The organism is Allorhizobium sp. GW101-3B10, assembly GCF_059424725.1.
The window spans coordinates 4,631,093-4,657,500 of sequence record NZ_JBWKZR010000001.1 but is presented as its reverse complement, the minus strand read 5'-3'; the positions used below and the strand labels follow the sequence as shown (position 1 = coordinate 4,657,500).

At 65.1% G+C, this 26,408-nt stretch carries 27 protein-coding genes (1 of these 27 cut by a window edge); 9 read left to right on the top strand and 18 right to left on the bottom strand.

Going from position 1 to position 26,408, the window contains the following annotated elements:
- Window positions 1-693, top strand: partial view of a M23 family metallopeptidase gene (locus tag AC07Y0_RS22775; RefSeq protein ID WP_498680314.1) — the final stretch only. The gene continues 1,257 nt to the left of window position 1, outside the view; the window shows 693 of its 1,950 coding nt (coding positions 1,258-1,950); the start codon falls outside the window, past its left edge; it ends in the stop codon at window positions 691-693.
- 134 nt (window positions 694-827) lie between these two features.
- On the opposite strand, the gene clpB is transcribed toward AC07Y0_RS22775, so the two are convergent.
- From clpB to AC07Y0_RS22740, 7 genes are all read right to left on the bottom strand, one after another.
- Window positions 828-3,431: an ATP-dependent chaperone ClpB gene (clpB, locus tag AC07Y0_RS22770; RefSeq protein ID WP_498679893.1), complete on the bottom strand. Its 2,604-nt coding sequence runs from the start codon at window positions 3,429-3,431 to the stop codon at window positions 828-830.
- A gap of 310 nt (window positions 3,432-3,741) precedes the next feature.
- Window positions 3,742-4,500, bottom strand: coding sequence for a DUF4167 domain-containing protein (locus AC07Y0_RS22765; RefSeq protein ID WP_498679892.1), 759 nt, complete (start codon window positions 4,498-4,500; stop codon window positions 3,742-3,744).
- A gap of 332 nt (window positions 4,501-4,832) precedes the next feature.
- Window positions 4,833-5,702 (bottom strand): peptide chain release factor N(5)-glutamine methyltransferase, encoded by an 870-nt coding sequence (gene prmC / locus AC07Y0_RS22760; protein ID WP_498679891.1) that lies wholly within the window; start codon window positions 5,700-5,702, stop codon window positions 4,833-4,835.
- A complete protein-coding gene (gene prfA / locus AC07Y0_RS22755) occupies window positions 5,699-6,778 on the bottom strand; it encodes a peptide chain release factor 1 (RefSeq protein WP_498679890.1) in 1,080 nt (359 codons plus the stop codon). The genes prmC and prfA overlap by 4 nt, the downstream gene beginning before the upstream one ends.
- A 23-nt stretch (window positions 6,779-6,801) precedes the next feature.
- The gene (ptsP, locus tag AC07Y0_RS22750) at window positions 6,802-9,069 is read right to left on the bottom strand and encodes a phosphoenolpyruvate--protein phosphotransferase (RefSeq protein ID WP_498679889.1); all 2,268 of its coding nucleotides are present in this window, start codon (window positions 9,067-9,069) and stop codon (window positions 6,802-6,804) included.
- 89 nt (window positions 9,070-9,158) lie between these two features.
- Window positions 9,159-10,433 (bottom strand): aspartate kinase, encoded by a 1,275-nt coding sequence (locus tag AC07Y0_RS22745; RefSeq protein ID WP_498679888.1) that lies wholly within the window; start codon window positions 10,431-10,433, stop codon window positions 9,159-9,161.
- Window positions 10,434-10,681: 248 nt separating this feature from the next.
- Window positions 10,682-11,440, bottom strand: coding sequence for an SH3 domain-containing protein (locus AC07Y0_RS22740; RefSeq protein ID WP_498679887.1), 759 nt, complete (start codon window positions 11,438-11,440; stop codon window positions 10,682-10,684).
- 498 nt (window positions 11,441-11,938) lie between these two features.
- Here AC07Y0_RS22740 and AC07Y0_RS22735 point away from each other — a divergent pair, with 498 nt between their 5' ends.
- From AC07Y0_RS22735 to AC07Y0_RS22715, 5 genes are all read left to right on the top strand, one after another.
- Entirely contained in the window at window positions 11,939-12,367 is a 429-nt protein-coding gene (locus AC07Y0_RS22735) for a hypothetical protein (RefSeq protein ID WP_498679886.1), read from the top strand.
- A 57-nt stretch (window positions 12,368-12,424) separates the two neighbouring features.
- Window positions 12,425-13,201 carry a bifunctional 2-polyprenyl-6-hydroxyphenol methylase/3-demethylubiquinol 3-O-methyltransferase UbiG gene (gene ubiG / locus AC07Y0_RS22730; protein ID WP_498679885.1) on the top strand — a complete coding sequence of 259 codons (777 nt, stop codon included), beginning with the start codon at window positions 12,425-12,427 and terminating at the stop codon, window positions 13,199-13,201.
- Window positions 13,198-13,749 carry a DUF924 family protein gene (locus tag AC07Y0_RS22725; RefSeq protein ID WP_498679884.1) on the top strand — a complete coding sequence of 184 codons (552 nt, stop codon included), beginning with the start codon at window positions 13,198-13,200 and terminating at the stop codon, window positions 13,747-13,749. The genes ubiG and AC07Y0_RS22725 overlap by 4 nt, the downstream gene beginning before the upstream one ends.
- Before the next feature lie 86 nt (window positions 13,750-13,835).
- Entirely contained in the window at window positions 13,836-14,123 is a 288-nt protein-coding gene (locus AC07Y0_RS22720; protein WP_498679883.1) for a type II toxin-antitoxin system ParD family antitoxin, read from the top strand.
- Window positions 14,120-14,446 carry a type II toxin-antitoxin system RelE/ParE family toxin gene (locus tag AC07Y0_RS22715; protein ID WP_498679882.1) on the top strand — a complete coding sequence of 109 codons (327 nt, stop codon included), beginning with the start codon at window positions 14,120-14,122 and terminating at the stop codon, window positions 14,444-14,446. Before AC07Y0_RS22720 ends, AC07Y0_RS22715 begins: the two co-directional genes overlap by 4 nt.
- 4 nt (window positions 14,447-14,450) lie before the next feature.
- Here the strand turns inward: AC07Y0_RS22715 and AC07Y0_RS22710 are convergent, their stop codons facing one another.
- From AC07Y0_RS22710 to AC07Y0_RS22695, 4 genes are read right to left on the bottom strand one after another with little or no spacing between them, the layout of a single operon-like run.
- Window positions 14,451-14,879 carry a DUF1178 family protein gene (locus AC07Y0_RS22710; protein WP_498679881.1) on the bottom strand — a complete coding sequence of 143 codons (429 nt, stop codon included), beginning with the start codon at window positions 14,877-14,879 and terminating at the stop codon, window positions 14,451-14,453.
- Entirely contained in the window at window positions 14,876-15,733 is an 858-nt protein-coding gene (locus AC07Y0_RS22705) for a carbon-nitrogen hydrolase family protein (RefSeq protein WP_498679880.1), read from the bottom strand. Before AC07Y0_RS22705 ends, AC07Y0_RS22710 begins: the two co-directional genes overlap by 4 nt.
- Window positions 15,734-15,746: 13 nt before the next feature.
- A complete protein-coding gene (gene grxC / locus AC07Y0_RS22700) occupies window positions 15,747-16,004 on the bottom strand; it encodes a glutaredoxin 3 (protein WP_498679879.1) in 258 nt (85 codons plus the stop codon).
- A 56-nt stretch (window positions 16,005-16,060) separates the two neighbouring features.
- Entirely contained in the window at window positions 16,061-16,810 is a 750-nt protein-coding gene (locus AC07Y0_RS22695) for a ComF family protein (protein ID WP_498679878.1), read from the bottom strand.
- 91 nt (window positions 16,811-16,901) lie between these two features.
- On the opposite strand from AC07Y0_RS22695, the gene AC07Y0_RS22690 reads away from it, so the two are divergent.
- Window positions 16,902-17,801: a methyltransferase domain-containing protein gene (locus tag AC07Y0_RS22690; protein WP_498679877.1), complete on the top strand. Its 900-nt coding sequence runs from the start codon at window positions 16,902-16,904 to the stop codon at window positions 17,799-17,801.
- 87 nt (window positions 17,802-17,888) lie between these two features.
- Here the strand turns inward: AC07Y0_RS22690 and AC07Y0_RS22685 are convergent, their stop codons facing one another.
- The 6 genes from AC07Y0_RS22685 to AC07Y0_RS22660 form a co-directional block, all read right to left on the bottom strand.
- Window positions 17,889-18,056 carry a Flp family type IVb pilin gene (locus tag AC07Y0_RS22685; protein ID WP_454747805.1) on the bottom strand — a complete coding sequence of 56 codons (168 nt, stop codon included), beginning with the start codon at window positions 18,054-18,056 and terminating at the stop codon, window positions 17,889-17,891.
- Between the two features lie 58 nt (window positions 18,057-18,114).
- Entirely contained in the window at window positions 18,115-18,420 is a 306-nt protein-coding gene (locus AC07Y0_RS22680; RefSeq protein ID WP_498679876.1) for a hypothetical protein, read from the bottom strand.
- Window positions 18,421-18,523: 103 nt separating this feature from the next.
- Complete coding sequence (gene mutT / locus AC07Y0_RS22675; RefSeq protein ID WP_498679875.1) at window positions 18,524-18,937, bottom strand: 8-oxo-dGTP diphosphatase MutT; 414 nt, start codon at window positions 18,935-18,937, stop codon at window positions 18,524-18,526.
- The gene (locus AC07Y0_RS22670) at window positions 18,934-19,716 is read right to left on the bottom strand and encodes a GNAT family N-acetyltransferase (RefSeq protein ID WP_498679874.1); all 783 of its coding nucleotides are present in this window, start codon (window positions 19,714-19,716) and stop codon (window positions 18,934-18,936) included. Before AC07Y0_RS22670 ends, mutT begins: the two co-directional genes overlap by 4 nt.
- Before the next feature lie 8 nt (window positions 19,717-19,724).
- A complete protein-coding gene (argJ, locus tag AC07Y0_RS22665) occupies window positions 19,725-20,966 on the bottom strand; it encodes a bifunctional glutamate N-acetyltransferase/amino-acid acetyltransferase ArgJ (RefSeq protein WP_498679873.1) in 1,242 nt (413 codons plus the stop codon).
- A gap of 67 nt (window positions 20,967-21,033) precedes the next feature.
- Entirely contained in the window at window positions 21,034-21,879 is an 846-nt protein-coding gene (locus AC07Y0_RS22660; protein ID WP_498679872.1) for a peptidylprolyl isomerase, read from the bottom strand.
- Window positions 21,880-22,121: 242 nt separating this feature from the next.
- On the opposite strand from AC07Y0_RS22660, the gene secA reads away from it, so the two are divergent.
- The gene (gene secA, locus AC07Y0_RS22655; protein WP_498679871.1) at window positions 22,122-24,839 is read left to right on the top strand and encodes a preprotein translocase subunit SecA; all 2,718 of its coding nucleotides are present in this window, start codon (window positions 22,122-22,124) and stop codon (window positions 24,837-24,839) included.
- On the opposite strand, the gene AC07Y0_RS22650 is transcribed toward secA, so the two are convergent.
- On the bottom strand, window positions 24,824-25,006 hold the full coding sequence (locus tag AC07Y0_RS22650; protein WP_498679870.1) for a hypothetical protein: 183 nt from the start codon (window positions 25,004-25,006) through the stop codon (window positions 24,824-24,826). The two genes, secA and AC07Y0_RS22650, sit on opposite strands and share 16 nt — an antisense overlap.
- On the opposite strand from AC07Y0_RS22650, the gene AC07Y0_RS22645 reads away from it, so the two are divergent.
- Window positions 25,005-26,408 (top strand): lipopolysaccharide biosynthesis protein, encoded by a 1,404-nt coding sequence (locus AC07Y0_RS22645; RefSeq protein ID WP_498679869.1) that lies wholly within the window; start codon window positions 25,005-25,007, stop codon window positions 26,406-26,408. The genes AC07Y0_RS22650 and AC07Y0_RS22645 overlap by 2 nt on opposite strands.

Genomic DNA, 26,408 nt, shown 5'->3' with positions numbered 1-26,408 from the left:
TTGAAGCCGGCCGACACGCTCGAGGCCTTCTTCTCGGTCGAGGACGAGGCCGGCCAGGCGACCGAGGAGAGCGAACTGCTCTATGTCCGCGCCCGCTTCGGCGACACGGTCACGACCTTCTACCGTTTCCAGAACCCGGACGACAATTCGGTCGACTATTTCGACGAGAACGGCAAGTCGATCCGCCAGTTCCTGCTGCGCAATCCCGTGCCGAACGGCATCTTCAAGTCGGGCTTCGGCATGCGCCGCCATCCGATTCTCGGCTATTCGCGCATGCATACCGGCACCGACTGGGCAGCCCCCCGCGGGACCCCGATCATCGCCTCGGGCAACGGCACGGTGGAGAAGGCCGGCTGGGACAGTGGCGGCTACGGCAACCAGACGCTGATCCGCCATGCCAACGGCTATGTCACCTCCTACAACCACCAGAGCGCCATCGCCAAGGGCGTGACGGAGGGCGCCAAGGTGCGCCAGGGCCAGGTGATCGGCTATGTCGGCAATACCGGCCTGTCCACCGGTCCGCACCTGCACTACGAGCTGATCGTCAACGGCACCAAGGTCGACCCCTTGCGCGTCCGCCTGCCCGGTGGCAAGTCGCTCGAGGGCGAAACGCTCGCCAAGTTCGAGGCCGAGCGCCAGCGCATCGACGCCCTGCTGACCGGCGGCAAGCCGGCCGAAGTCGCCAGCAACTGACGCGGACGCGGACGAGCGGCATCGCGCCGCGGATCCGTCCGCCAGCAGATCCCAAGGCTCTCCCGTCATGACGGCAAAAAAGGCGGCCCCCGAAGGGACCGCCTGTCTTGATGCGCGGATCGTCCGTCGTTTGATCAGGCCGCTTCGCTGACCGTTCGCTCCGTGGCAAACAGCAGGCGGTCGGACCCGGCACTGACGGTCACCGTCGATGCGTCCGGGATCGCTCCCGACAGGATCTGTTCGGCCATCGGGTCCTGGACGAACTTCTGGATCACCCGCTTCAGCGGCCGCGCGCCATAGACCGGGTCGTAGCCCTTGTCGGCCAGCCATTCGCGCGCATCCGGCCGAAGGTCGATGGTGATCTTGCGCTCGGCGAGCAGCGCGACCAGGCGCTTCAGCTGGATGTCGACGATCGTGCCCATTTCCGCCCGCCGCAGCCGGTGGAACAGGATGATCTCGTCGACGCGGTTGAGGAATTCCGGCCGGAACGACGCCTTGACCACGTCCATCACCTGGTCGCGCACCGCCTCGCTGTCCTGGTCGTCGCGAAGACCGGTCAGGTATTCGGCGCCGAGATTCGAGGTCATGATGATGATCGTGTTCTTGAAGTCCACGGTCCGGCCCTGGCCGTCGGTCAGCCGGCCGTCGTCGAGCACCTGCAGCAGCACGTTGAAGACGTCCGGATGGGCCTTCTCGATCTCGTCGAACAGCACGACCTGGTACGGCTTGCGACGGACGGATTCGGTGAGCGAACCGCCTTCCTCATAGCCGACATAGCCGGGAGGCGCGCCGATCAGGCGGGCGACCGAATGTTTCTCCATGTATTCCGACATGTCGATGCGCACCAGCGCGCTCTCGTCGTCGAACAGGAAGCGGGCGAGCGTCTTGGTGAGCTCGGTCTTGCCGACGCCGGTGGGGCCGAGGAAGATGAACGAGCCGATCGGCCGGTTCGGATCCTGCAGGCCGGCGCGCGAACGGCGCACCGCACGCGACACCGCCTGCACAGCGTCGCCCTGGCCGACCACCGATTTCGCCAGCTCGTCTTCCATCCGCAGCAGCTTGTCGCGTTCGCCCTCGAGCATCTTGTCGACCGGAATGCCGGTCCAGCGCGACACGACATGGGCGATGTTGTCGGGGGTCACGACCTCCTGCACCATCGAATCGCGGGCATTGCCGTCCTGGGCTTCCGCCTCGACCAGCTGCTTCTCGAGCTTCGGGATCTCGCCATAGGCAAGCTCGCCGGCGCGCTGGAATTCACCCTTGCGCTGGGCGATCGCCAGTTCGTTGCGCGCCTCGTCGAGCTGCTTCTTCAGGTCGGCGGCAAGGCCGAGCTTCTGCTTTTCCGCCTGCCAGCGGGCGGTCAGCGCATCGGCCTCCTCCTCGAGCGAGGCGAGTTCGGATTCGAGCCGCTTCAGCCGGTCGGCCGAAGACACGTCGGTTTCCTTCTTCAGCGCCTCGCGCTCGATCTTCAGCTGCATGATGCGGCGGTCGAGCTCGTCGAGTTCCTCCGGCTTGCTATCCACCTGCATGCGCAGCCGCGAGGCGGCCTCGTCCATCAGGTCGATCGCCTTGTCCGGCAGGAAGCGGTCGGTGATGTAGCGGTTCGACAGGGTGGCGGCCGCAACCAGCGCCGAATCGGAAATCCGCACCTTGTGGTGCTGCTCGTATTTTTCCTTGAGGCCGCGCAGGATCGAGATCGTGTCCTCGACATTCGGCTCGTTGACCATGACCGGCTGGAACCGGCGGGCAAGGGCCGCGTCCTTCTCGACATGCTTGCGGTACTCGTCGAGCGTGGTCGCGCCGACGCAGTGCAGCTCGCCGCGGGCGAGCGCCGGCTTCAACAGGTTGGAGGCATCCATCGCGCCGTCGGCCTTGCCGGCGCCGACCAGCGTGTGCATCTCGTCGATGAACAGGATGATCTCGCCACTTTCCGACTGCACTTCGCTGAGAACCGCCTTCAGCCGCTCCTCGAACTCGCCGCGATATTTGGCACCAGCGATGAGCGAGCCCATGTCGAGCGCCATCAGCTTCTTGTCCTTGAGGCTTTCCGGCACGTCGCCGTTGACGATCCTGAGCGCAAGGCCCTCGGCGATCGCCGTCTTGCCGACGCCCGGCTCGCCGATCAGCACCGGATTGTTTTTCGTGCGGCGCGACAGGACCTGGATGGTGCGGCGGATTTCGTCGTCACGGCCGATCACCGGGTCGAGCTTGCCCTCGCGGGCTTCGGCCGTCAGGTCCCGGGCATATTTCTTCAGCGCGTCGAAACCGGCTTCGGCATTGGCGCCGTCGGCCGTGCGGCCCTTGCGCACCTCGTTGATCACCTGGTTCAGCGCCTGCGCGGTCACGCCGGCCTTCTTCAGCGTCGCGGACGTCGAGGCGGACGTCTCGATCGCCAGCGCCAGCAGCAGGCGTTCGACGGTGACGAAGCTGTCGCCGGCCTTCTTGGCGGCGTCCTCGGCCGTGGTGAAGACCTTGGCGAGCGGCTGCGACAGATAGACCTGGCCACCGCCGCCGGACACCTTGGGCAGCTTGGCGAGCGCGGCGTCATTGGCGATGCGGGCTTCCTTCGGGTCGCCACCGGCGCGCGTGATCAGCGACGAGGCCATGCCCTGGTCGTCGTCGAGCAGGACCTTCAGCACATGCTCGGGGGTGAATTGCTGGTGGCCTTCGGAGAGCGCATGGGTCTGGGCGGATTGCAGGAAGCCGCGGACGCGCTCGGAATATTTTTCGATGTTCATCGTGCCTGTCTCCGGTAGCCGCCCTGCCCGTTCGGCACAGCGCGGCGGTTGAGATGAGGCCCCCTGACAAGGCGGGCCTTGCGGGACGTCGCCGTCCCTCTGACCGAGATATGGGGACGGATTTTCGGTGTTTAAAGAGCGATTTGGGGCAAAAGTTCAAGGATTGACGAACCGCAAGACCAGGGCCGCGCGGAGAAGGCACCAGGAGCCGAACGGACGGAGGGCGGCGCCGATGTTCCTGTCCCCCGAAAGCAGGAAACCCCTCCTTCCGGAGGGAAGAAGGGGTTTCGATTGGAAGCGCCTTGTCCGATCACTCGGACGGGGTGAGCGCCGGTACGGGGGCATCGGCATCGGCAGCGGATTCGCCACCTTCCGCACCCTCTTCGCCGGCATTGCGGCGCGGCTGGCGACGCGGACGGCCCGCGGCATTGCGGCGGCGCGGCAGGCGCTCTCCCGAACCGTCGGCAGCGCTTTCGGCGGCGGCGACAACGGCTTCGGCGGGCATTTCCTCCAGCACCGGCTGCGGACCGGAACCGGCAATCTCGACCTCGCGGCGCGGCGGCCGCGGCTGCATCTGGGGTCGCTGCGGCTGCTGCTGCGGTTGCGGCTGGGGCCGCGGTTGCGGCCGCTGCTGTTGCTGCGGCTGAGCGGCCTGGGCACCGATCGTCGGCTCGTCCATGCCGTCCATGTCGTCGCCGTCGCGATCATTGTACTCGTTGCGGTCATCCCGCTCGTCGCGGTCGTCGCGCTCGTCACGGTCGTCGCGCTGGAAGCGTTCCTGCATCTGCGCCTGGGCGGCCGCGATGATGCGGTTGTAGTGCTCGGCGTGCTGAAGATAGTTTTCCGCCATGACCCGGTCGCCGGCGCTCTGTGCGTCGCGGGCAAGGGTCGTATATTTCTCGGCGATATGCTGGGCCGTGCCGCGGATCTTCACGTCGGGGCCGGAGCTGTCATACGTCCGCGTCAGCGGGTTGGCACCCTTGCGGTTGAAATTTCCGCTATTACCGCCGCCACCGCCGCCGCCGCTGTTACGCCCGCGACCACGCTTGTTCTGCTGTCCTGGCCTCATCGATACTTCACCTGAGTTCTTCTGTTGTGCTGATAGATGGCAACGCTGTTGGTTCTGGATTGGACCGGACCAAGGTTATGCGTGCCGCGGGCATACCGCGCCATCGCTTTCGTGCCGCTGGTGATAGTCAAGTTTACTGAGTTACGCATCGGGGTTTGCTCGTCCCGTGAAGCCCAGTCACGAGCTGAAATCGCGGCAAACCCAGACCAGAACGAATCTCGTTCATTCCCTGCTGCCCGTTGCGTGCCCGCAAACTATTACGCTTCATTCGGAAAACCAAGCCTTTTCTTTCAAAAGCGCAATTATCCTTAGCAGACGCAGCAAACCGGGGGTCAACTCGCCCGCCTGAACAGCAGGACCCGATCATTGCCGCCATAGTCACGATGCTGCTCGGCAAGCGAAAAACCACTTTGTTCAAAGAGTTGCGTGACACTTTCCCTCTGGTCGTAGCCGATTTCGACGCCGACCAGGCCCTTTGCAAGCAAATGTTGCGCTGCATTTTCGGCGATCGCGCGATAGGCGCCAAGGCCGTCTTCGCCGCCGTCGAGCGCCGCCCGGGGGTCGTAGTCGCGAACGTCGGGCTCCAGCGCATCGACCACTTCGGTGGGTATATAGGGCGGATTTGACACGATGATGTCGAAGCTCTCGTCGATCGCTTCGAACCAGGCGCTTTCGCGCGTGTCGAATCTGTCGGTCACGCCATTGAGATGGGCATTGACGGCAGCGATGTGAAGGGCCCCCGGCGAAATATCGCTGCCGAGCGCCTGTGCCTGCGGGCATTCCTTCAAGAGGGCGAGCGCGATCGCCCCGGTCCCCGTACCCAGGTCGAGGATGCGGGCGCCGCCCTTTTCCGCCACGATCTGCCGCAGATGCGGCAGAACCGTACCGACGAGGATCTCGGTGTCGGGCCGCGGCTCCAGCGTATCCGGCGACAGCGTCAGGTCGAGGCCGTGGAATTCGCGGTGGCCGAGAATACGGTGCACGGGTTCGTGTTTCAGCCTTCGCGCCACCGCATCGGCGATCCGCGCGCGCTCGCTCGCCGTCACCGGCCGGTCGGCCTGGGTGAACACTTCGGTGGTGGAAAGCCCGAGCAGGCCTCCGAGCAGAATCCGCGTCTCGATGGCGGCGTCGGCAAAGCCGGCATCGGAGAGCGCTGCCCGCGTCTCGGCGACGACGGCGCCGAGCGCCGAGGCCCCGCTCACGTCTGCTCGCCGAGTTGGGCGAGCTGGCCCGCCTGGTAGTCGGCGATCAGCGCGTCGACCATCTCGTCGATGTCGCCCTCCATCATCCGGTCGAGCTTGTAGAGCGTCAGGTTGATGCGGTGATCGGTGACGCGGCCCTGCGGAAAATTGTAGGTGCGGATGCGCTCCGAGCGGTCGCCCGAGCCCACCTGGCTCTTGCGGTCGGCGGAGCGCTCGCTGTCGGTGCGCTGCCGCTCCATGTCGTAGAGCCTGGAGCGCAGCACCTGCATCGCCTTGGCGCGGTTCTGGTGCTGCGACTTCTCCGAGGAGGTGACGACGAGCCCGGTCGGCAGATGGGTGATGCGCACCGCCGAATCGGTGGTGTTGACGTGCTGGCCGCCGGCGCCCGACGAGCGCATGGTGTCGATGCGGATGTCCTCCGGGCGAATCTCGATGTCGATCTCCTCGGCCTCCGGCAAGACGGCGACGGTGGCCGCCGAGGTGTGGATGCGGCCGCTCGCCTCGGTTTCGGGCACGCGCTGCACGCGGTGCACGCCGGATTCGAACTTGAGCTTGGAGAACACGCCGCGCCCGGTGATCGTCGCGATGATTTCCTTGTAGCCGCCGGCTTCCCCTTCGCTGGCCGACAGGACTTCGACCTTCCAACCCTTGGTCGAGGCGAAGCGCTCGTACATGCGAAACAGGTCGCCGGCGAAAAGCGCCGCCTCCGACCCACCGGTACCGGCGCGGATTTCAAGGATCGCGCTCTTCTCGTCGGCGGCGTCCTTGGGCAGGAGCAGGATCTGCATATCCTTCTCCAGCCCCTCGATGCGCGCCTCGACCTCGGGCATCTCCATTTCGGCGAGATCGCGCATCTCGCGGTCGGTGCCCTTGTCGGACAAAAGGGCCTTCAGCCCCGAAAGCTCGGCGATCGCCGCCTCGTATTCGCGGATCTTCTTCACCACCGGCTGCAGCTCGGAATATTCCGAGGCGAGCTTGACATAGACGTCGGCCGCCGGCCCCGCCGACATGCGTGCCTCTATCTCGCCGAACCGGCGTTCGAGTTCACGCATTTTCTCGACAGGAAGCTTCGCCACCCTTTACTCCACGTTGAATTCAGTCAGAGGGGAATATTGTTGTCTTCGGCAAAGCCGACCAGGATATCCCTGAGCGGCAGGTGCGAATGATGATCGTCCAGCGCGCCGTTGAGCTCCCGGCTCAGTTGCGCCACGTCGAGCCCCAGCAGCATCGCCTTGACCGGACCGATGGAGGTCGGCGACATCGAGATCGAGCGGAAGCCGATGCCGAGCAGCGCCATGGCCGAAAGCGGCTTGCCCGCCATCTCGCCGCACAGCGTCACCGGCGTCTCGTGCCGGTCGGCGGCGCGCACGATATCGCGCAGGATTCGAAGGAACGGCCGCCCCAGCACGTCGAAGCGGTCGGAAACGCGCGCATTGCCGCGGTCGACCGCCATGCTGAACTGGAACAGATCGTTGGACCCGACGGAGACGAAGTCGACCTCCTGCATCAGCTCGTCGAGCTGCCACATCAGCGCCGGCACTTCCAGCATGGCGCCGAACTGCAGCTTCTTCGGCAGCGGATGGCCGAACTTCGAGAGGTGCTGGACCTCCTTCTGCATCAGCTCGCGCACCGCGCGGATTTCGCCGACCTCGGTCACCATCGGCAGCATCATCTTGAGATCGCCGCCGGCAGCGGCCTTCAGCAGCGCGCGCAGCTGGGTCCGCAGCAGGCCCGGCCGGTCGAGCGACAGGCGGATCGCCCGCCAGCCAAGCGCCGGATTTTCCTCTTCATGGCCGCGGAAATAGGAGACCACCTTGTCGCCGCCGATGTCGAGCGTGCGGAAGGTCACCGGGCGCCCGCCGGACTGGCGAAGCACGCTGCGATAGAAGCTCTCCTGTTCCTCGCCCTTCGGCATGGTCGAGGAGATCATGAACTGCAACTCGGTGCGGAACAGGCCGATGCCCTCGGCGCCCGATTCGGACAGCTGCGGCAGGTCGACCAGCAGGCCGGCATTCATCTGCAGGGTGATGCGCGTGCCGTCCTTGGTGATCGGCTCGACGTCGCGCAGCGCGCGGAACTGTTCCTGGCGGCGGGCCCGAAGCTTGACCTTTTCCTCATAGGCCTTCTGCAGATCGGCCACCGGCCGGACATGCACCTTGCCGTCGTCGCCGTCGATGATCACCGGATCGCCGTTTTCGGCAAGCGCCACGGCGCCCGTCGCCTGGCCGACCACGGCAATGCCCATGGCGCGTGCGACGATCACCACATGGCTCGTCACCGCGCCCTCTTCCAGCACCAGGCCGCGCAGGTTGGCGCGCGGATAGTCGAGCAGCTCGGCCGCACCCATGGCACGGGCGAAGACGATCGCGTCGGCGGGAAAGCCCTCGGTCTGGCTGTGCGGCGAAAATCCGGTCAGCTGGCGCAGCAGCCGGTTGGCGAGATCGTCGAAATCGTGCATCCGCTCGCGCAGATAGGGATCCGTCAGGCGGATCATGCGTGCCTTGGTGTCGCTCTGCACCTTCTCGACCGCAGCTTCCGCCGTCAGACCGTTGTGGATCGCCTCTTCCATGCGCCGGACCCAGCCCTGGTCGTGGGCGAACATCCGATAGGTCTCCAGCACGTCGCGGTGCTCTCCCTCCATCGACACTTCACGCCGCGACAGCATGTCGTCGATCGAAATGCGCAGCGAACCGAGCGCGTCGGCCAGCCGGCGGATTTCCGTCTCGGTGTCCTCGTTCAGCAGATTGGTGACGACGATGCGCGGCTCGTGCAGCACGACATAGCCGAGCCCGATGCCTTCGTTGTAGCCGTCGCCGTCGATCGTCACCGCCCGCGTCAGGTCGAGTTCGAGACCGGGCCGAGTGATCTTCTTCAGTTCGCCGGTCGCGATCATCTCGGCCAGCACCATGGCGGTGGTTTCGAGCGCTTCAAGCTCGTCTTCCCGATAGTTGCGCTGTGCCTTGTTCTGCACGACGAGAACGCCCAAACTGCGGCCGGCGCGCAGGATCGGCACGCCGAGGAAGGAATGATAGATCTCCTCGCCCGTTTCCGGCAGGTAGCGGAAGGCCGGATGGGCCTGGGCGTCGGACAGGTTGAGCGGCTGGGCGGAGGCCGCGATGGTGCCGACCAGGCCCTGGCCCATCTTCAGCTGGGCGAGGTGGACGGCATCCTTGTTCAGACCCTCGGTGGCGTAGAGTTCGAGCACGCCGTCGGCGCGCAGCACATAGACCGAACACACTTCCGCGACCATGTTGCTCGCGATCTGGCGAACGATCTGGTCGAGGCGCTCCTGTGGCTCGAGCGGCTCCGCCATCAATTCGCGCAACCGCTTGAGGAGGACGCGCGGACCCGCGGAAAGGTCTCTCATGCGTGCATGCTCCCGAATTCGTCATTGGGCCGGGCGGCCTCGCCGCCCGTGTCGCAAACGACGGGGAGGGCGAATTCCGCTTTAGAGAATCAATTCTTATCGAGGCCGTAGCAGGAATGCAAAGTCCGAACGGCGAGTTCGGCATAAGGGCCGTCGATCAGGATCGAAATCTTGATTTCCGAGGTGGTGATCGCCTTGATGTTGATGCCCTTTTCGGCGAGCGCCTTGAAGGCCGTGGCGGCGACGCCGGCATGGCTGCGCATGCCGATGCCGATGACCGAGACCTTCACCAGGCCCTTTTCGCTCTGCACGACGTCGTAGCCGATCTTGTCCTTGTTCTCGCCGAGCACGGAGAGCGCCTTGTCGACATCGCCCGACGGAACGGTGAACGTCATGTCGGTGCGGGTGCCGTCTTCCGAGATGTTCTGGACGATCATGTCGACATTGATATGCGCCTCGGCCAGCGGCCCGAAGATCGCGGCGGAGACGCCCGGCCGGTCGGCGAGCCGACGCAGCGAGATCTGCGCTTCATCCTTGGCATAGGCAATACCGGTGACTACTTCCTGTTCCACGATCTCTTCCTCATCGCAAATCAACGTACCGGGCGGGTTCAACAGATCGCCCATGCCCGGTGCATCGGGATCCTCGAAGCTCGAGCGCACGAAGGTGCGCACCTTGTGGACCATGGCGAGCTCGACCGAGCGCACCTGCAGCACCTTGGCGCCGAGCGAGGCCATTTCCAGCATTTCCTCGAAGGCAATCTTCTTCAGCCGCCGCGCCTTCGGCTCGACGCGCGGATCGGTCGTGTAGACCCCGTCGACGTCGGTATAGATGTCGCAGCGGTCGGCCTTGATGCCGGCGGCGATCGCCACGGCCGAGGTGTCGGAGCCGCCGCGGCCGAGCGTGGCGATGCGGTTGTCCGGGCCGATGCCCTGGAAGCCGGCGACGACCGCCACCTGGCCCTCGCCCATGCGGCGGATGATGTCGGCGCCGTCGATTTCCTGGATGCGCGCCGCGCCATGCGCATTGTCGGTCTTGATGGCGATCTGCCAGCCCTGCCAGGAGCGGGCATTGATGCCCATCGACTGCAGCGCGATGGCCAGAAGCCCCGACGTCACCTGTTCGCCCGAGGCGACCACCGCGTCATATTCGCGCGCGTCGTAGAACGGCGAGTCGGCACCGGCCACCTTCGGCATGGTCTGAACCCAGTCGACCAGCTCGTTGGTCTTGCCGGACATGGCCGAGACGACGACAGCCACCTCGTGGCCGGCATCGACCTCGCGTTTGACATGCCGGGCAACGTTGTAGATGCGTTCGAGATTGGCGACGGAGGTACCGCCGAATTTCATCACGATGCGAGCCATGCCTTCGATACCGTCACGCTGATGGACGCCCGCCGGCGCCCCTTGGAAGAACCGCCCGGAAACATCTGACCGGGCGAAGTTGCGGTCTCATATCGAAAACAACGGGCAAGTTCAATGGGCGCCGGGCTAAGGCCTTCAGGCGATATGGCTGCGCGGCCATTGCCGCTCCATGTGCATCGGCACGGGCCCCGCACGAGGGGCCGAACGCAGGAACGGCGGCCTTTCGGCCGCCGTTCGAATGAGAGCAATCAGTCGCTGCTCTGCGGATGGCATCTCTTGCCGTCCGGGCACAGGATCTTCCGCAGTGCCTTTTCGCGATCCTTGTCCCGCTTTTCGCTGGACGGACGAGCGTCAGGATCACGCGGGGGACGACGGACGTCCGGATCGCGCGGCGGCGGACGACGGATGTCCGGGTCGCGCGGCGGCGGACGGCGGATGTCCGGATCACGCGGCGGCGGGCGGCGGATGTCCGGGTCGCGGGCCGGAGGGCGGTCCCAGTCACCGTCATCGTAGCGCGGCGGCGGACGGCGCCAGCTGTCGTCGGGATCGCGCGTGGCCGGGCGACGCCATTCGCCGTCATAATCGCGCGGCGGCCGCGGACGATAATATCCGTCCCGCCAGCTGTCGCGATCCCGGTAGAAATCGCGGTCGCGGTAGTGGCGGTCCCAGTAGCTGCCGATCGAAAACGTGATCGTCGGGATGCCGAGCGGGCGGTAGTATTCCGGATCGACATAGACCTGGCGCTGCGAATAGGTCGTCTGCAGGTAACGGCCGGACACCCAGCCGCGATAGCCGGCATAGGCGACGTCGCACCAGTTGGCCGACTGCATGCAGCCCTGGATGTCGACGCGCACGCCGGCGGGGATGACGAGCACCGGCGGATACTGGGTGCTCGGGCCGGAGCGCATGTTCACATTCGCCGTCGAATAGGCAGTCGCCGCGGCGGCGAGGCCGGGAAGCACGGCGACAAACGCCGCGCTCAGGGCGAATATCCTGAGCTTTTTCATAGAGATATCTCCTCGGTATTCCGTTCTGCGCTTTACCTACGCCTGTGCGAATGAACCGCCCATGAACGTTCGGTTCATCCCGTTTGTTCCGTCGCCGCGATTTTCCTGCCTCCCTCGTTTTCCCCGCCCTCCCCGCCCATGCGATACTTGTCCTGCCCTGCCACGGATACACCGGAAAGCGTTGCCGGCGAGGTGGGGACGGTGCTGCGAAGGGTCCTTCTGAAACGCGGGAGGATGTCGCAGGCTGCCCTAAGTCGGTCCCCCTCCCTGAAAAGGGACGTGCCTGTGCGGCACCCAAGGCGTCGGTTTCGGCGCTGTAGAGGGACAAGGAACTGGGTGGCGAAAAACATCGAAACGGGGCGCCCTGCGTGTCACTGTTTTAATTTTGTCCGGCATGCCGGGCGCCCCGGCCGGATGGCCGGAAAAGGGAGAAGGCAGCAAGACACGGGGTTTTGACCCGCGTGAACGATCACCCATGCCCGGGAAAGGAGAAGAGCCATGGCAAAGACCGACCACCCAGAGCTGGAACGCGCCCGCGAGGAGCACCACGAGGCCCGCTGGCGGATCGTGGGCACGCTCACCCTGCGCTATCACTGCGAAGCGCTCAACCGCCCTTTCTGCCGCTACCGGTCCTGTCGTCGCAACCGCTTATGCAGCGGCCCGATGCTCGCCACGCCACGCCAGGGTCCGGCGATCGCCAGGGAGCGCGAACTCGGCCTGAGCGGTGCCGCCGTCGCCTGCCTTCCGCTCTGCATCGTCAATGCCGAAGGGAAGATCTTCGATTATCTCGTCGGGACGACACTGCCGCAGATCGACGCCATGCTGACCGAAGACGATCCGGTCAGCCTGGAATACGCTGTCAGGAGGCCGAACCGGCGGCAGCGTCGCCTCGACGCACGCTTTGCCCGCTATGAGCCGGACCCTTGACTTTGCCGCCCGATCGGCCGACTTGAACAGCAATATCCGTGCAGAGAGGATCCGACAATGAGCGCTGAAGCACGCACAACGATCGATCAAGTCGAAGTCGACCGTTTTTCCGCCATGGCCGCGGAATGGTGGGACCCGACCGGCAAGTTCAAGCCCCTGCACAAGATCAATCCGGTCCGCCTCGCCTATATGCGCGATCATGTCTCAGCCCATTTCGGCCGCGACCCCAAGGCCCACCGCCCGCTCGAAGGCCTGCGCATCCTCGACATCGGCTGCGGCGGCGGGCTGCTCTCCGAGCCGGTCGCCCGGATGGGTGCCGACGTGCTCGGCGCGGACGCCTCCGAGCGCAATATCGGCATCGCCAGCACCCATGCGGCCCAGACAGGGGTCAAGGTCGACTACCGCGCCGTGACTGCGGAATCGCTTGCAGCCGCCGGCGAAACCTTCGACGTGGTCCTCAACATGGAAGTCGTCGAGCATGTCGCCGATGTGGAATTCTTCATCTCCACCTGCGCCTCCATGGTGCGGCCCGGCGGCCTGATGCTCGTTTCCACCATCAACCGCACCTTCAAGGCCGCCGCCCTTGCCATCGTCGGCGCCGAATACGTGCTCGGCTGGCTGCCGCGCGGCACGCATCAATATGAAAAGCTGGTCCGCCCGGAAGAGCTCGAGGCCCCGCTGAAGACGAGCGGCATGGAAGTCGTCGAGATGAAGGGCGTGTTCTTCAATCCGCTGCAGAACCAGTGGAACCTGTCCGCCGACATCGACGTCAACTACATGGTGCTGGCCCGCCGTCCCGCGATCGCCGGCACGCAGACGGACACCCAGGCATGACGGCCCCCGCGGACGTCGTCTCCTTCTGGCTCGAGGCCGGACCGCCGAAATGGTTCGCCAAGGACGACGATTTCGACGCGGCGATCCGCGACGGCTTTCTCGACACCCATTTCGCCGCGGCCCGCGGCGATCTCGCCGACTGGGGCCAGACGGCCGAAGGCACGCTGGCGCTGATCATCCTGCTCGACCAGTTCCCCCGCAATCTCTTCCGCGGCAGCGGCCATGCCTTCGCAACCGACGGCTTGGCGCGCGCCATCGCCCGTCAGGCGCTGGAACAGGGTTTCGACCGCGCGGTCGACCCCAAGCTCCGCCCCTTCCTCTATCTGCCCTTCGAGCATTCGGAGGATCCGGCCGACCAGGTGCTCAGCATCCAGCTCTTCACCGTCCATCGCGACGAGACCGGCGACGCGGAAAGCCTGCGCTGGGCAGTCGAGCACCGCGACATCATCGCCAGATTCGGCCGCTTCCCCCACCGCAACGCCGCGCTCGGACGCGCAACGACACCCGCGGAACAGTCCTATCTGGACGATGGCGGTTTCAAGGGGTGAGTGGGGTCGGCCAAGGCGGCCAAGTGATCCAAGCCGAAAGCGAAGCATTTCCCCCACATCCTCGGTCGTGATATGCTGATCTTCTGATGGATGAGGAAATCGTGATGGCCGGAAAAACCGAGATTGCTGTCCAGGTGGACCCGCAGATGGAGGAATTCATCCATAGGGAAATGAAGCGCGGATCATTCGCCTCCGCCAGTGCCTATGTCGAGGCGCTCTTGCATGAACGCTTCGAGGATGAAGAAACCCTGCGGACATTGGAGCAGGAACTGGACCGCGGCCTCGCCGACATCGAAGCCGGACGCGTCACGTCCGTCGAGGAGGCTTTTGACAGCGTTCGCGCCGAACTTGGCCTAAAACGCCGGCGAGCATGAGGGTTGCGTTCACCCGTTCGGCTCGCGCCGATCTGACCGCGATAGGCCGCTATATCCTCGAACACAATCCTTCGCGCGCCGACGCTTTCTTGGACGAACTGCTACGGTGCTGTCTTGAGATTGCCGACATGCCGGAGGCTTTCGCGCTTGTCCATCTTCCACGTGTCGGTGGTATGAGGCGGCGCGTATTCGAACGCTATTTGATCTTCTACAAGATTGACGAGACAACGGTGACCATTGTCCGCATTCTTCACGGCGCCCGCAACTATGAGCGGATCTTGGCTCGGCAAGCCAAACGCAATCTCGGAGGTTCAAGCGCCTGAAGCGTCAATTCACGTCGTCCGGCAAAACCGGCAGCGGGGCGATCTCGATGCCCTCGTCGACCAGCGCCTTGACCTCGGCAAGCGACGCCTCGCCGATGATGCCCCGCGCTTCGGCTTCGCCGTAGTGGATCTTGCGGGCCTCTTCGGGAAAGCGCTCACCGACATCCTCGCTATTGGCCCGGATCGCGGTGATCGCCTCCTTCAGCTTGGCCATCGCCGTCTTCTGCGCCTCGGTGACGGCGAGTGCATGCGACGCCTCCTTCTGCCGCGCGGTCGAGACCGACGGCGCCATCAGCACCTTCGACACTTCGAGCGAGCCGCAGGCGGGACAGCTGAGATACCCGCTCGCCTTCTGGCGGTCGAAGTCGCCGCTCTCCGAGAACCAGCCCTCGAAGTCGTGTCCCTTGTCGCAGATGAGCGCGTAGCGGATCAAACGGTGACGCCCCCTTTCGCCAGTTCGGGCTGCATGCTGAGTTCGAAGTCGCGTGCATTCTTGAGGTTGGGGATCTTGGCGCGCGCCGCAGCCACCGCCCCGATGTCGATGTCGGCCAACACGATCGCCTCGCCCGTGCCGCCGGCCGCGGCCAGCACCTTGCCCCAGGGATCGATGATCATCGAATGGCCGAAGGTCTCGCGACCGTCCTCGTGCACACCGGCCTGCGCCGCGGAAATGACGAAGGCGCCGTTCTCGATCGCCCGGGCTCTGAGCAGCACTTCCCAATGCGCCTCGCCCGTCTGGCGGGTAAACGCCGCCGGCGTGGTCAGGATCTGGGCGCCTGCCAGCGACTCGGCGCGGAACAGCTGCGGGAAGCGCACGTCGTAGCAGATGCCGAAGCCGAGCCGGGCGAACGGCAGGTCGGCGACCATCGCCTTGTCGCCCGGACGGTAGACGGCGCTCTCGCGCCAGCTCTCGCCATTGTCGAGATCGACGTCGAACATGTGGATCTTGTCATAAGCGCAGATCCTGCGGCCATCGGGTCCGAACAGGAAGGCCCGGTTGGCGATCTTGCCGTCCGGCAGCAGAATGGCGGTCGAGCCGACATGCAGATGGATGGAAAGTTCGCGCGCCAGATCCCCGGCAGCCTTGACGATGATATCATGCTCTTCGTCGCGCAGGACGGCCATCAGGCCCGGACGGTCTTTCTGCACGGCACCGGTCATCTCCGGCGTCTGCACATAGATCGCCCCGTGACCGGCGGCTTCACGCACGAGGCGGGCCACGGAAGCGGCGTTCTTTTCCGGGTCGACACCCGAACACATCTGGATGGCGGCAGCCTTGAAGGTCATGATCTGTTTTTCCTTAAGCCGCCAGAAGGGTGTCGAGCTTGCCGGCCCGGTCGAGTGCATGAAGGTCGTCGCAGCCGCCGACATGGCGCTCGCCGATGAAGATCTGCGGGAAGGTCATGCCGCCGTTCGACTTGGCGATCATCTCCTGGCGCAGCTCCGGATTGCCGGTCGCGTCATGCTCGAGATAGGAAACGCCCTTGGAGGCGAGCAGCGCCTTGGCGCGCGAGCAGTAGCCGCAGCCCTGGCGGGTATAGATGGTCACGGATGCCATATGTGTCTCCGGTCGGATGGGGCCGGCAAGAGCCGGAAAGAATGTCGTTGTCCCTGTCATATAGGACCGGAGAATGCCCTTGCAAAGGTTAAAACTGTGACCTCCCGGGCACCTGCCCGCTTCAGCGCGCGGGTGGCGGCGCTGACCGTCGCCCCCGTGGTGAAGACGTCGTCGACCAGCACGACGCGCCGGCCGAACACCTGCGGCGAGCCGGCCTCCGGCACGCTGAAGGCGCCGCGCACGTTGAGCGCCCGCGCATTGGCGGTCAGCCCCACCTGCTGGGCGGTCTTCTTGTTGCGCACCAGCGCGAGCGGCAGGAAGGGTTTGCCCGAGAGCCGCGCCACATGCCGGGCGAGCTCGGCCGACTGGTTGAACTTGCGGGAAAACAGCCGGGTCCGGTGCAGCGGTACGGAGACCACCGCATCACAGTTTGAGAGCGCCTCGCCGCCGGCCCGCGCCATCCAGCCGGCCATCATCGGCGCGAGATCGGTGCGGTCGCGATACTTCAGGTCGTGCACCAGGTCGCGGGCGATGCCCTCGTGGATAGCCACGCTGCGCAGCCGGTCGAACACCGGCGGATTGGCGATCGCCTCCGCCGACAGCATACCGGGACCGGGATCATGGCCGAACGGCGTGCCCAGTACCTCGCAGAACGGTCGTTCGATGAAGCGCATGGACGACCAGCAGCGCGGGCAGAGCCCGCCGTGCCGGCCGGTGCGGCAATGGCAGTGGGCGCAGCTCGGCGGAAAGACGATGTCACGCAGGAAAGCCGCGATGCCGAACGGCACGGCGACGCTGACGGACACGGCTTTTTGCACTATTTGACCCGGCATGCGGTTGACTTTAGGCGCTTGCCGGCGCCTTTGCCAGACCGAGTTTTTGACTGGAGCGGACAGGATGGAACGGATTTTCGATCAGGACCTGGTGACGGCGAACCGGCTGCGCGCCAGGCGCCGGCTGGAGACCGGCACCGACTTCCTCCTGGAGATCGCGGCGCGCGAATTGTCCGAGCGCCTCTCCCTGGTCGAGCGCCGGTTCGAGCAGGCGGTCGAGCTGCACGGTGGTACCGGTGCGACGGCCCGGCTGGCGCTTCAGACCGGCAAGATCGACAGGCTCGAGCGCATCGAGACCCATCAGGATTTCTCAGCCGAGGGCGACGCGCTGACCGTCGCTCCCTTCGAGGCCGTGCCGCTTGCGCCGCAATCGGTGAACCTCGTGCTCTCGCCGCTGGCGCTGCATCTGACCAACGACACGCCGGGCGTGCTGGTGCAGATCCGTCGTGCGCTGAAGCCCGACGGCCTGTTCCTCGCGGCGATCCCCGGTGCGGGCACGCTCGGCGAGCTGCGCGACGTGCTGCTGACCACCGAGATCGAGCTGCATGGGGGCGCGAGCCCGCGCGTCATCCCCTTCCCCGACATCCGCGACGTCGGTGCGCTTTTGCAGCGCGCCGGCTTCACCCTGCCTGTGGTCGACGAGGAAAGCTATACGGTCCGCTACGACAACCTGTTCGCCCTGATGCGCGACCTCAAGGCCATGGGCATGGCCAACCCGCTGATCGGCCGCAGCCGCAAGCCCGTCGGGCGTGCTTTCTTCCTGAAAGCCGCCGAGCGCTATGCAGAACGTTATGCCGATCCGGACGGACGCATCCGCGCCACCTTCTCGATCATTTACGTGTCCGGCTGGGCGCCGCACGAAAGCCAGCAGAAGCCGCTGAAGCCGGGTTCGGCGAAGATGCGCCTTGCCGATGCGCTCGACCCGACCAAGGGCCTGCCACCGACGAGCGGGAGAAAGGGCTGAATTGAGGAGGAGTGCGGCCCTTCGCTTGGACGCGCAAAAGGCCGTCCGGCTGAGGCCTCAAGCGAGGTGCAGCGGGCAGCTGGGCCGTCAGGCGTTGACGATGGCGTTGCGGATCGTCTCGAAGACGCCGGCAAGCGAATCGGAAAAGGCGCCGAGACCGAGGATCAGCGCCAGCCCGATGATCGCGGCGATGAGGCCGTATTCGATGGCTGTGGCCGCCTGACGATCGGCGATGAATTTCAAGACGAGATGCATGGCCTCTCCCGAGTTGGTCCGGCGCCGTCACCGGCGGAGTTGGCATTCCAGTATGGGGTCAGCAGCCGTCGCCGACGATGCAGACCGATCCGGGTGTTTCCTGCAGCACGCTGCGGCGGATCGTGTAGCGCTTGCCGCCTTCCGATTTGCCGATCGAGCCGGTGCTCATCATGTCGACCTGGTCCGATTCGAAGGCAAGGCTTCGCTTCTCGGTCCGGTCCGCCAGCATGGGTGTCAGCACGAGCGACAGCGCAATCGCCGCCATGCCGAACAGCAGGGCGATGTTGAGTACTCCGGTCTTTCCGGAGAGGTGCGAAGACCGTTCCCTCGACCTGACGGTCTTCCAGAAATCCTCGTTTGCCATGAAACGCTCCATACATGCGCTTCGAACGCATGAACAACAGCCATGAGGTTTGCCCCAGGGCCGTAAACTTTGCGTTAAGAACGTCTGCAAATTATAGAAAAGGCTAAAGAAGGTCCTGCAGGAAGGGGATCAGCGGCTCGTCCGCCGGCGGCATCGGATAGTCCCGCAGGGCATTGGCCCGGACCCATTTCACCGCCTGCCCCTCGCGTCCATGGGCGATGCCCTCGTAGCGCCGGCAGATGTAGAGCGGCATCAGCAGGTGGAAGGTCTCGTAGGTGTGGCTGGCAAAGGTGAGCGGCGCGAGGCACGGCACCTTGGTGACGATGCCGAGCTCTTCCTCGAGCTCGCGGATCAGCGTCTCCTCGGGCGTTTCGCCCTTCTCGACCTTGCCGCCGGGAAATTCCCAGAGGCCCGCAAGCGTCTTGCCCTCGGGGCGCTGCGCCAGCAGGATCCGGTTGTCGGTGTCGATCAGCGCGCAGGCCGCGACGAGCAGGATGGGCTTCTCGCCGGCGCTCATGTAGAAGGCCCCTTGCGCCAGTAGGCGTAACGATAGGCCTCTGTGAAGCCGAGCTTGGAATAGAGGGCAAGGGCCGGCGCATTGTCCGCCACCACCTGCAGCCAGGCGCTCTTCGCCCCGCGCATCCGCGCCCAGCGCAGCGCCGCCGTCAGGATTTCCAGCCCGAGCCCGCGCTTGCGGTGATCGGGCCTCACGGAAAGCGACATGATGCCGGCGAGGTCGTTGTCCTGCACGCAGAGCGCCACCGCCACCGGACCGGCCTCCGGATCCTCGATGACGAAGAGCCCGGTCGGCGGCTTGATGGCGCTGACGACCTCGGCCAGCGACGGCTTGAGCGCCGGATCGGTGCCGTTGACGCAGAGATCCGCATCGACGAAGCGGCCGACGTCGTGGCTCGGTAGGTGGTCGAGCGTGTTCTCCGGCAGTTCGATCGCGGTCAGGTCGCAGGTCATCGTCAGCACTTCCTCGAACCGCTCCCAGCCATCGGCCTTCATCAGCTCGATCAGCGGTTTCGGGGTCAAAGGCGTCTCGCGCACCAGGATCGGCCGGCCATGGGCCTCGAACTTGCGCGCCGCCTTCTCCAGACGGATGGCGATGTCGCGGCTGTCGGACGGGTCGAGCGCAACGACGCAGTTCAGCCGCTTGGAGGGATGGCCGCCAGTGAGGCGGATCTGCCAGCTGCCGTCATACTGCACGGATGTCGCCGGCCACGCCCTGAAGCCGACGGCTTCGAGGCGCCGGACGAGCGGCAGGTTCTGATCGGTGGCGGCTTGGGGCATCGCGGCAATCAACTCCGGTAGTCGCCGTTGATTGCCACATATTCCTTGGTGAGGTCGCAAGTCCAGACCGTCGCCTTGCCATCTCCGAGCCCGATGTCGACGCGGACCGGAATGTCCTGGCGCTGCATGACAGCGGTCGTCGCCGCCTCGGAATAGGCCGGGTCCCGCTCGCCGTCGACGGCCACGCGGATATCGCCGAACCAGATCGCCAGCCGGTCGCGGTCGGCCATTTCGCCGGCCTTGCCGACCGCCATGACGATGCGGCCCCAATTGGCGTCTTCGCCGGCAACCGCAGTCTTGACCAGCGGCGAATTGGCGATCGACAGCGCGATCTTCTTGGCGGCGAGATCGCTCTCGGCACCGGTCACGGTGATCTCGACCATCTTGCGGGCGCCCTCGCCGTCGCGGACCACCTGCAGTGCCAGGTCCTTGAGCAGGTCGTTGAGCGCCAGCCGGAAGCCCGAAAGCGCCGGATCGTCGGCCGTCTCGATCGTCGTCTGGCCGTCGGCGCCGGCGGCCCCTGTGGCAAACAGCAGGAGCGTATCGGAGGTCGAGGTGTCGCTGTCGACGGTGATGGAATTGAAGGTCGGATCGACGCCGGCCGAAAGCAGGCCCTGCAGCGCGGGAGCTGCAATGTCGGCGTCGGTGACGACGAAGGAGAGCATGGTCGCCATGTCAGGCGCGATCATGCCCGCACCCTTGGCGATGCCGTTGATCGTCACCTTGACGCCGCCGATCTCGGCGGTGCGCGTCGCCACCTTCGGATAGGTGTCGGTCGTCATGATCGCCCGCGCGGCTTCCAGCCAGAAGTCACCCGTGGCACCTTGCGCCATGTCACCCAGCACGCCGGAAAACTTGGTGGCGTCGAGCGGCTCGCCGATCACGCCCGTGGAAGCGAGGTAGATTTCGTTCTCGCCGCAGCCGAGCGCGGCAGCGGCCGACTTCGCCGTCAGCTCGGTCGCCGCCTTGCCCTTGAGGCCGGTAAAGGCATTGGCATTGCCGGAATTGACGACCACGCCGCGCGCCACGCCATGGGCGAGGTTGGTGCGGCAGAAATCGACCGGCGCCGAGGGGCACTTCGACTTGGTGAACACGCCGGCGACCGCGGCCGGACGGTCAAACGCCATCAGCAGCACGTCGGTGCGGTCCTTGTACTTGATGCCGGCGGCGGCGGTCGCCATGCGGACACCGCGAATGGCCGGCATGTCCGGGTAGGACGTGGGAGCAAGGGGAGAAACGGTTGCGGACATTCTTAGCGGCCTGGAATGAGAGGGCCCGCAAAAGCGCGGGCCCGCGTTTCAATCAGAGGTGCGGCGATTACTGCTGCGCCTTGTTTACGTCCTCGTAGCCCTTGCGCAGCGCCTCGTCGAGGATCTCGACCTTCTGCTCGGCCTTGGCCTTCTCGATGATGGCGAGATACTTGTCGCGCATCACCAGCTGGCGGACCTGCTGGGCGACCGTCTCATAGGCCGGCGGAGCGGCGTCGCGCTTGTCCTCGACCTTGATGACGTGGAAGCCGAACTGGGTCTTGACCGGGGTCTTGGAGTAGGTGCCCTTCTCCATGGCGAAGGCCACTTCCTCGAATTCCGGAACCATGCGGCCCTTGGTGAAGTAGCCGAGATCGCCGCCTTCCGACTTGTTCGGGTCGGTCGACTTGGCCTTGGCCAGTTCGATGAAATCCTTGCCGGCGTCGAGTTCGGCGATGATGGCCTTGGCCTCTTCCTCGGTCTTCACCAGGATGTGGCGGGCGCTGACCTCGACCTGCTTCGGCAGGGCGGCGATTTCCTTGTCGTAGCGTGCCTTGACCTCGTCCTCGGTGACGGCGTCGACGACGTGCTTCTTGAAGTAGATATTGTGCAGCTCGCGGTCGGCGATGAACTGCATGCGCTTCTTGAACTCGGCATCGTCCTTCAGGCCTTCGCCATCGGCATTGCCGGCGAGCAGCTTGACGTCGATGGCGCCGGACAGCGCGGCAATCTTCTTCTGCTCGTCCGGAAGCTGGGCGAGCTGCGGGTCGAGATTGGCGATGGCCAGGTCGAGTTCGGACTGGGTGATCTCCAGCTTGCCGACCTTGGCGACGACGGCGTCCTCGGCGGAAGCCTGGTTCTGGAGCCCGATGAACGCCACACAAGCGACGAGGGCGATTTTATGAAGACGAAGCATAAGAAACCTTTCGGAAGATGAACCGTTTCAAGACCGTTCGAATCGGGCGAAAAATTGTCAAACGCGCGCCAGGGCAGGCTTTTCCGGCCACCCTGTGGCGTTGACATCATTCGACCCCCCTCTTATCTGTCACGCAACCGCGCGTCCAGAGCCGTTTCCCGCTGCTCTGCGCCTAAACGCCGAATTTCGGCGGTCGGCAGGGATGCGCTACGAATATGACGAAGGTCAGAAAGGACCATCGAATGGTCAGTCTTGGTGGGCTCGCCCGCAAACTCTTCGGATCGGCCAACGAACGCCGCGTTCGCTCCTATCAGCCGAAGGTCGCCGCAATCAACGCGCTCGAAGAGAGCATGAAAGCGCTGTCCGACGAGGCTCTCGCCGCAAAGACGCAAGAGTTCCGCAAGATGCTGGCCGACGGCAAGTCGATCGACGACCTGCTCGTGCCGGCCTTTGCCGTGGCCCGCGAAGCCGCGCACCGTGCACTCGGCATGCGGCCCTTCGACGTGCAGCTGGTCGGCGCGATGATCCTCAACGACAACTCAATCGCCGAGATGAAGACCGGCGAAGGCAAGACGCTGGTGGCCACCCTCGCCGTCTACCTGAACGCGCTCGCCGGCAAGGGCGTGCATGTCGTCACCGTCAACGACTACCTCGCCAAGCGCGACTCCACGACGATGGGCAAGCTCTACAGCTTCCTCGGCCTCACCACCGGCGTCATCGTCCACGGCATCACCGACGAGGAACGCCGCGCGGCCTATGCCTGCGACATCACCTACGCCACCAACAACGAACTCGGCTTCGACTATCTGCGCGACAACATGAAGTACGAGCGCGGCCAGATGGTGCAGCGCGGGCACAATTACGCGATCGTCGACGAAGTGGACTCGATCCTGGTCGACGAAGCCCGCACGCCGCTGATCATCTCCGGTCCGCTGGACGACCGCTCCGATCTCTACACCACGATCGACGCCTTCATCCCGCTTCTGTCGGAAGAGGATTACGAGATCGACGAGAAGCAGCGTTCGGCCAACTTCTCGGAAGTCGGCACCGAAAAGCTCGAGAACCTGCTGCGCGAGGCCAACCTCCTGAAGGGCGTCTCGCTCTACGACGTCGAGAACGTGGCGATCGTCCACCACATCAACAACGCGCTGAAGGCCCACAAGCTGTTCTCGCGCGACAAGGACTACATCGTCCGCAACAACGAAATCGTCATCATCGACGAGTTCACCGGCCGCATGATGCCGGGACGGCGTTATTCCGAAGGCCAGCACCAGGCGCTCGAAGCCAAGGAAAAGGTGCAGATCCAGCCGGAAAACCAGACGCTCGCCTCGATCACCTTCCAGAACTATTTCCGCATGTACGGCAAGCTGGCCGGCATGACCGGCACGGCTTCGACCGAAGCGGAAGAATTCCAGAACATCTACGGGCTCGACGTCATCGAGGTTCCGACCAACCTGCCGATCCAGCGTATCGACGAGGACGACGAGGTCTACCGGACGGCCGAAGAGAAGTTCAAGGCGATCATCGAGGAGATCAAGGACGCCCACAGCCGCAACCAGCCGGTCCTGGTCGGCACCACCTCGATCGAAAAGTCCGAATTGCTCGCCGCCATGTTGAAGCAGTCCGGCTTCGACAATTTCGCCGTGCTCAACGCCCGCTATCACGAGCAGGAAGCCTATATCGTCTCCCAGGCCGGTGTTCCCGGTGCGGTGACGATCGCCACCAACATGGCCGGCCGAGGCACCGACATCCAGCTCGGCGGCAATCTCGACATGCGCCTCGAGCGTGAACTCGAAGGCATGGAGCCGGGTCCGGAGCGCGACGCCAAGATCGCCAACGCCCGGGCCGAAGTGGCCGAGCTCAAGGCCAAGGCGCTCGCCGCCGGCGGCCTCTACGTGATCGCCACCGAACGCCATGAAAGCCGGCGCATCGACAACCAGCTGCGCGGCCGTTCCGGCCGTCAGGGCGACCCGGGCCGCTCCAAGTTCTACCTGTCGCTGCAGGACGACCTGATGCGCATCTTCGGCTCCGACCGCATGGATTCGATGCTGCAGAAGCTTGGCCTGAAGGAAGGCGAGGCGATCGTCCATCCGTGGATCAACAAGGCGCTGGAACGCGCCCAGAAGAAGGTCGAAGCGCGCAACTTCGACATCCGCAAGAACCTTCTGAAATATGACGACGTGCTGAACGACCAGCGCAAGGTGATCTTCGAGCAGCGCATCGAGCTGATGGATGCGACCGATGTGTCGGGCACGATTGAGGACATGCGCCACGAGGTCATCGAGACCATGGTGCGCACCCATATCCCCGAGCGCGCCTATGTCGAGCAGTGGGACGTAGCCGGCCTCAAGCAGCAGGTCGCAGTCACCCTCAACCTCGACCTGCCGATCGACGTCTGGGCGGCGGAAGAAGGCATTGCCGAGGACGACATGGTCGCCCGCATCACGGAAGCCGCCGACAAGGCGATGGCCGACAAGGCCGAACGGTTCGGCGACGAGATCATGGCCTATGTCGAGCGCTCCGTCGTTCTGCAGACCATCGACAACCTGTGGCGCGAGCATATCGTCAACCTCGACCACCTGCGCTCGGTCGTCGGCTTCCGCGGCTATGCCCAGCGCGACCCGCTGCAGGAATACAAGGCCGAGGCCTTCGAACTGTTCCAGGCGCTGCTCGCCAACCTGCGCGACGCCGTGACCACCCAGATGATGCGCGTCGAACTGGTCCGCGAGGCGCCGCCGGCCCCGACCGTGCCGGAAATGGAAGGTCACCACGTCGACGCCACCACCGGCGAAGACGACTTCGGCGAAGGCTCGGCCTTTGCCGCGCTTCCCTTCGTCGCTCCGGAGAACCGCGACCCGAACGATCCCTCGACCTGGGGCCGGGTCGGCCGCAACGACGCCTGCCCCTGCGGCTCGGGCAAGAAGTACAAGCATTGCCACGGCGCCTACGAAACCGCCTGACGGTTTCTCCAGGCCTGATTTAGACCCAGAAAAGGCGGCCTTGCGGTCGCCTTTTTTCTTGAGCGGCAGCGCCGGCGGACCGGCAGGCGGAACCGTTTCTTAACCGTGATCTGACAAGGTCGCTGCTGTTGTAACTGCGTCACCAGCGGGCCCTTGTTGTCGATCATGGCGGTCATCCACACAGCGGAGAAGATTCTGCCGTCCGGCCTCCACCCGGCATTGCACAAGCTCGTCTCGGCCCTGACCAGCAGGGACGAGACGGCGCGCGCCCAGCGCATGGCGCTGATCGCCTTTGCCATCCGCATCGTCTCCGCCGCCATCGCCTTTGTCGCCCAGATCGTCCAGGCCCGGCTGATGGGCGAGTTCGAATACGGCATCTTCGTCTTCGTCTGGGTGCTGGTCGTGCTGTTCGGCAACCTGTCCTGCCTCGGATTCCATACCGCCGTCATCCGCTTCCTGCCGCAGTACGACGCCCGCGACGAACGCGACGAGATCCGCGGACTGACGATGACGGCGAGGGTCTTCGCCATCAGTTCGGCCAGCACACTCGCCGTGATCGGCTTCCTCGTCCTGCATTTCTTCGGGGAAGCGATCCAGGTCTATTACATGGTTCCCCTGTTCCTCGGCCTGCTGGCCCTGCCGATGATCGCGCTCGGCGACGTGCTGGACGGCACGGCGCGGGCCAACAGCTGGCCGGTGGCGGCGCTCAGCCCGACCTATATCGTGCGGCCGCTGCTGATCCTCGGCTTCATGGTGGCGGCCGTCGCCTTCGGCGCGCCGCAGACCGCGACGACAGCGATGCAGGCCGCCCTGGCCGCAACCTATGTGACGAGCCTGGGCCAGTTCCTGACGATCGACCGCAGGCTGCAGGAACGTTTCGTCGCCGGACCGCGCAAGATCGACTTTCTCGCCTGGTTCAAGGTCGCGATCCCGATCTTCCTGATCGAGGGCTTCGGCTTCCTTCTGACCAATTCCGACGTCGTCGTGGTCGGGCTCTATCTCGAGCCGGACCAGGTGGCGATCTATTTCGCCGCCGCCAAGACCATGGCGCTGGTGCAGTTCGTCTTCTTCGCCGTCAAGGCCGCTGCCGCCCCCCGTTTCTCGGCGATGATGGCCGACGACGACCTGCGTCCGCTCGCCGTCTTTGCCGGCACCACCGCCCGCTGGAGCTTCTGGCCGTCGCTCCTGGTCGGCCTGGCCGTGCTCCTGGCCGGCAATCTTCTGCTGTCGCTGTTCGGCAATGCGTTTACCGCCGGCTACTGGCTGATGGCGATCCTGTTTGCCGGCAGCCTGTCGAAGGCGCTGGTCGGCCCCGGCGAAGTGCTGCTCACCATGGCCGGCAAGCAGCAGCTGTGCGTGACGGTCTATGTCGTGGCACTCACCGCGAATATCGGCCTCAACATCACGCTGATCCCGCTCTGCGGCCTGACCGGGGCGGCAATCGCCACGGCGGCAGCGATGATGGTCGAGGCGATCCTGCTGCATGTCGCCGTGCGCTCGTCGCTCGGCATCGTGCTCTTTGCCTTCGCCGATCCGCTGGCGATCCTGAACAAGACGAGGATGTCCTGA

What these genes read in the sequence shown, in the direction of transcription:
- clpB (WP_498679893.1), bottom strand. Translation starts at nt 3,431, where the DNA reads ATGAACATCGAAAAATATTCCGAGCGCGTCCGCGGCTTCCTGCAATCC.
- AC07Y0_RS22765 (WP_498679892.1), bottom strand. Translation starts at nt 4,500, where the DNA reads ATGAGGCCAGGACAGCAGAACAAGCGTGGTCGCGGGCGTAACAGCGGC.
- ptsP (WP_498679889.1), bottom strand. Translation starts at nt 9,069, where the DNA reads ATGAGAGACCTTTCCGCGGGTCCGCGCGTCCTCCTCAAGCGGTTGCGC.
- AC07Y0_RS22745 (WP_498679888.1), bottom strand. Translation starts at nt 10,433, where the DNA reads ATGGCTCGCATCGTGATGAAATTCGGCGGTACCTCCGTCGCCAATCTC.
- AC07Y0_RS22740 (WP_498679887.1), bottom strand. Translation starts at nt 11,440, where the DNA reads ATGAAAAAGCTCAGGATATTCGCCCTGAGCGCGGCGTTTGTCGCCGTG.
- AC07Y0_RS22735 (WP_498679886.1), top strand. Translation starts at nt 11,939, where the DNA reads ATGGCAAAGACCGACCACCCAGAGCTGGAACGCGCCCGCGAGGAGCAC.
- ubiG (WP_498679885.1), top strand. Translation starts at nt 12,425, where the DNA reads ATGAGCGCTGAAGCACGCACAACGATCGATCAAGTCGAAGTCGACCGT.
- AC07Y0_RS22725 (WP_498679884.1), top strand. Translation starts at nt 13,198, where the DNA reads ATGACGGCCCCCGCGGACGTCGTCTCCTTCTGGCTCGAGGCCGGACCG.
- AC07Y0_RS22720 (WP_498679883.1), top strand. Translation starts at nt 13,836, where the DNA reads ATGGATGAGGAAATCGTGATGGCCGGAAAAACCGAGATTGCTGTCCAG.
- AC07Y0_RS22715 (WP_498679882.1), top strand. Translation starts at nt 14,120, where the DNA reads ATGAGGGTTGCGTTCACCCGTTCGGCTCGCGCCGATCTGACCGCGATA.
- AC07Y0_RS22705 (WP_498679880.1), bottom strand. Translation starts at nt 15,733, where the DNA reads ATGACCTTCAAGGCTGCCGCCATCCAGATGTGTTCGGGTGTCGACCCG.
- grxC (WP_498679879.1), bottom strand. Translation starts at nt 16,004, where the DNA reads ATGGCATCCGTGACCATCTATACCCGCCAGGGCTGCGGCTACTGCTCG.
- AC07Y0_RS22690 (WP_498679877.1), top strand. Translation starts at nt 16,902, where the DNA reads ATGGAACGGATTTTCGATCAGGACCTGGTGACGGCGAACCGGCTGCGC.
- AC07Y0_RS22685 (WP_454747805.1), bottom strand. Translation starts at nt 18,056, where the DNA reads ATGCATCTCGTCTTGAAATTCATCGCCGATCGTCAGGCGGCCACAGCC.
- AC07Y0_RS22680 (WP_498679876.1), bottom strand. Translation starts at nt 18,420, where the DNA reads ATGGCAAACGAGGATTTCTGGAAGACCGTCAGGTCGAGGGAACGGTCT.
- mutT (WP_498679875.1), bottom strand. Translation starts at nt 18,937, where the DNA reads ATGAGCGCCGGCGAGAAGCCCATCCTGCTCGTCGCGGCCTGCGCGCTG.
- AC07Y0_RS22670 (WP_498679874.1), bottom strand. Translation starts at nt 19,716, where the DNA reads ATGCCCCAAGCCGCCACCGATCAGAACCTGCCGCTCGTCCGGCGCCTC.
- argJ (WP_498679873.1), bottom strand. Translation starts at nt 20,966, where the DNA reads ATGTCCGCAACCGTTTCTCCCCTTGCTCCCACGTCCTACCCGGACATG.
- AC07Y0_RS22660 (WP_498679872.1), bottom strand. Translation starts at nt 21,879, where the DNA reads ATGCTTCGTCTTCATAAAATCGCCCTCGTCGCTTGTGTGGCGTTCATC.
- secA (WP_498679871.1), top strand. Translation starts at nt 22,122, where the DNA reads ATGGTCAGTCTTGGTGGGCTCGCCCGCAAACTCTTCGGATCGGCCAAC.
- AC07Y0_RS22645 (WP_498679869.1), top strand. Translation starts at nt 25,005, where the DNA reads ATGGCGGTCATCCACACAGCGGAGAAGATTCTGCCGTCCGGCCTCCAC.
- AC07Y0_RS22650 (WP_498679870.1), bottom strand. Translation starts at nt 25,006, where the DNA reads ATGATCGACAACAAGGGCCCGCTGGTGACGCAGTTACAACAGCAGCGA.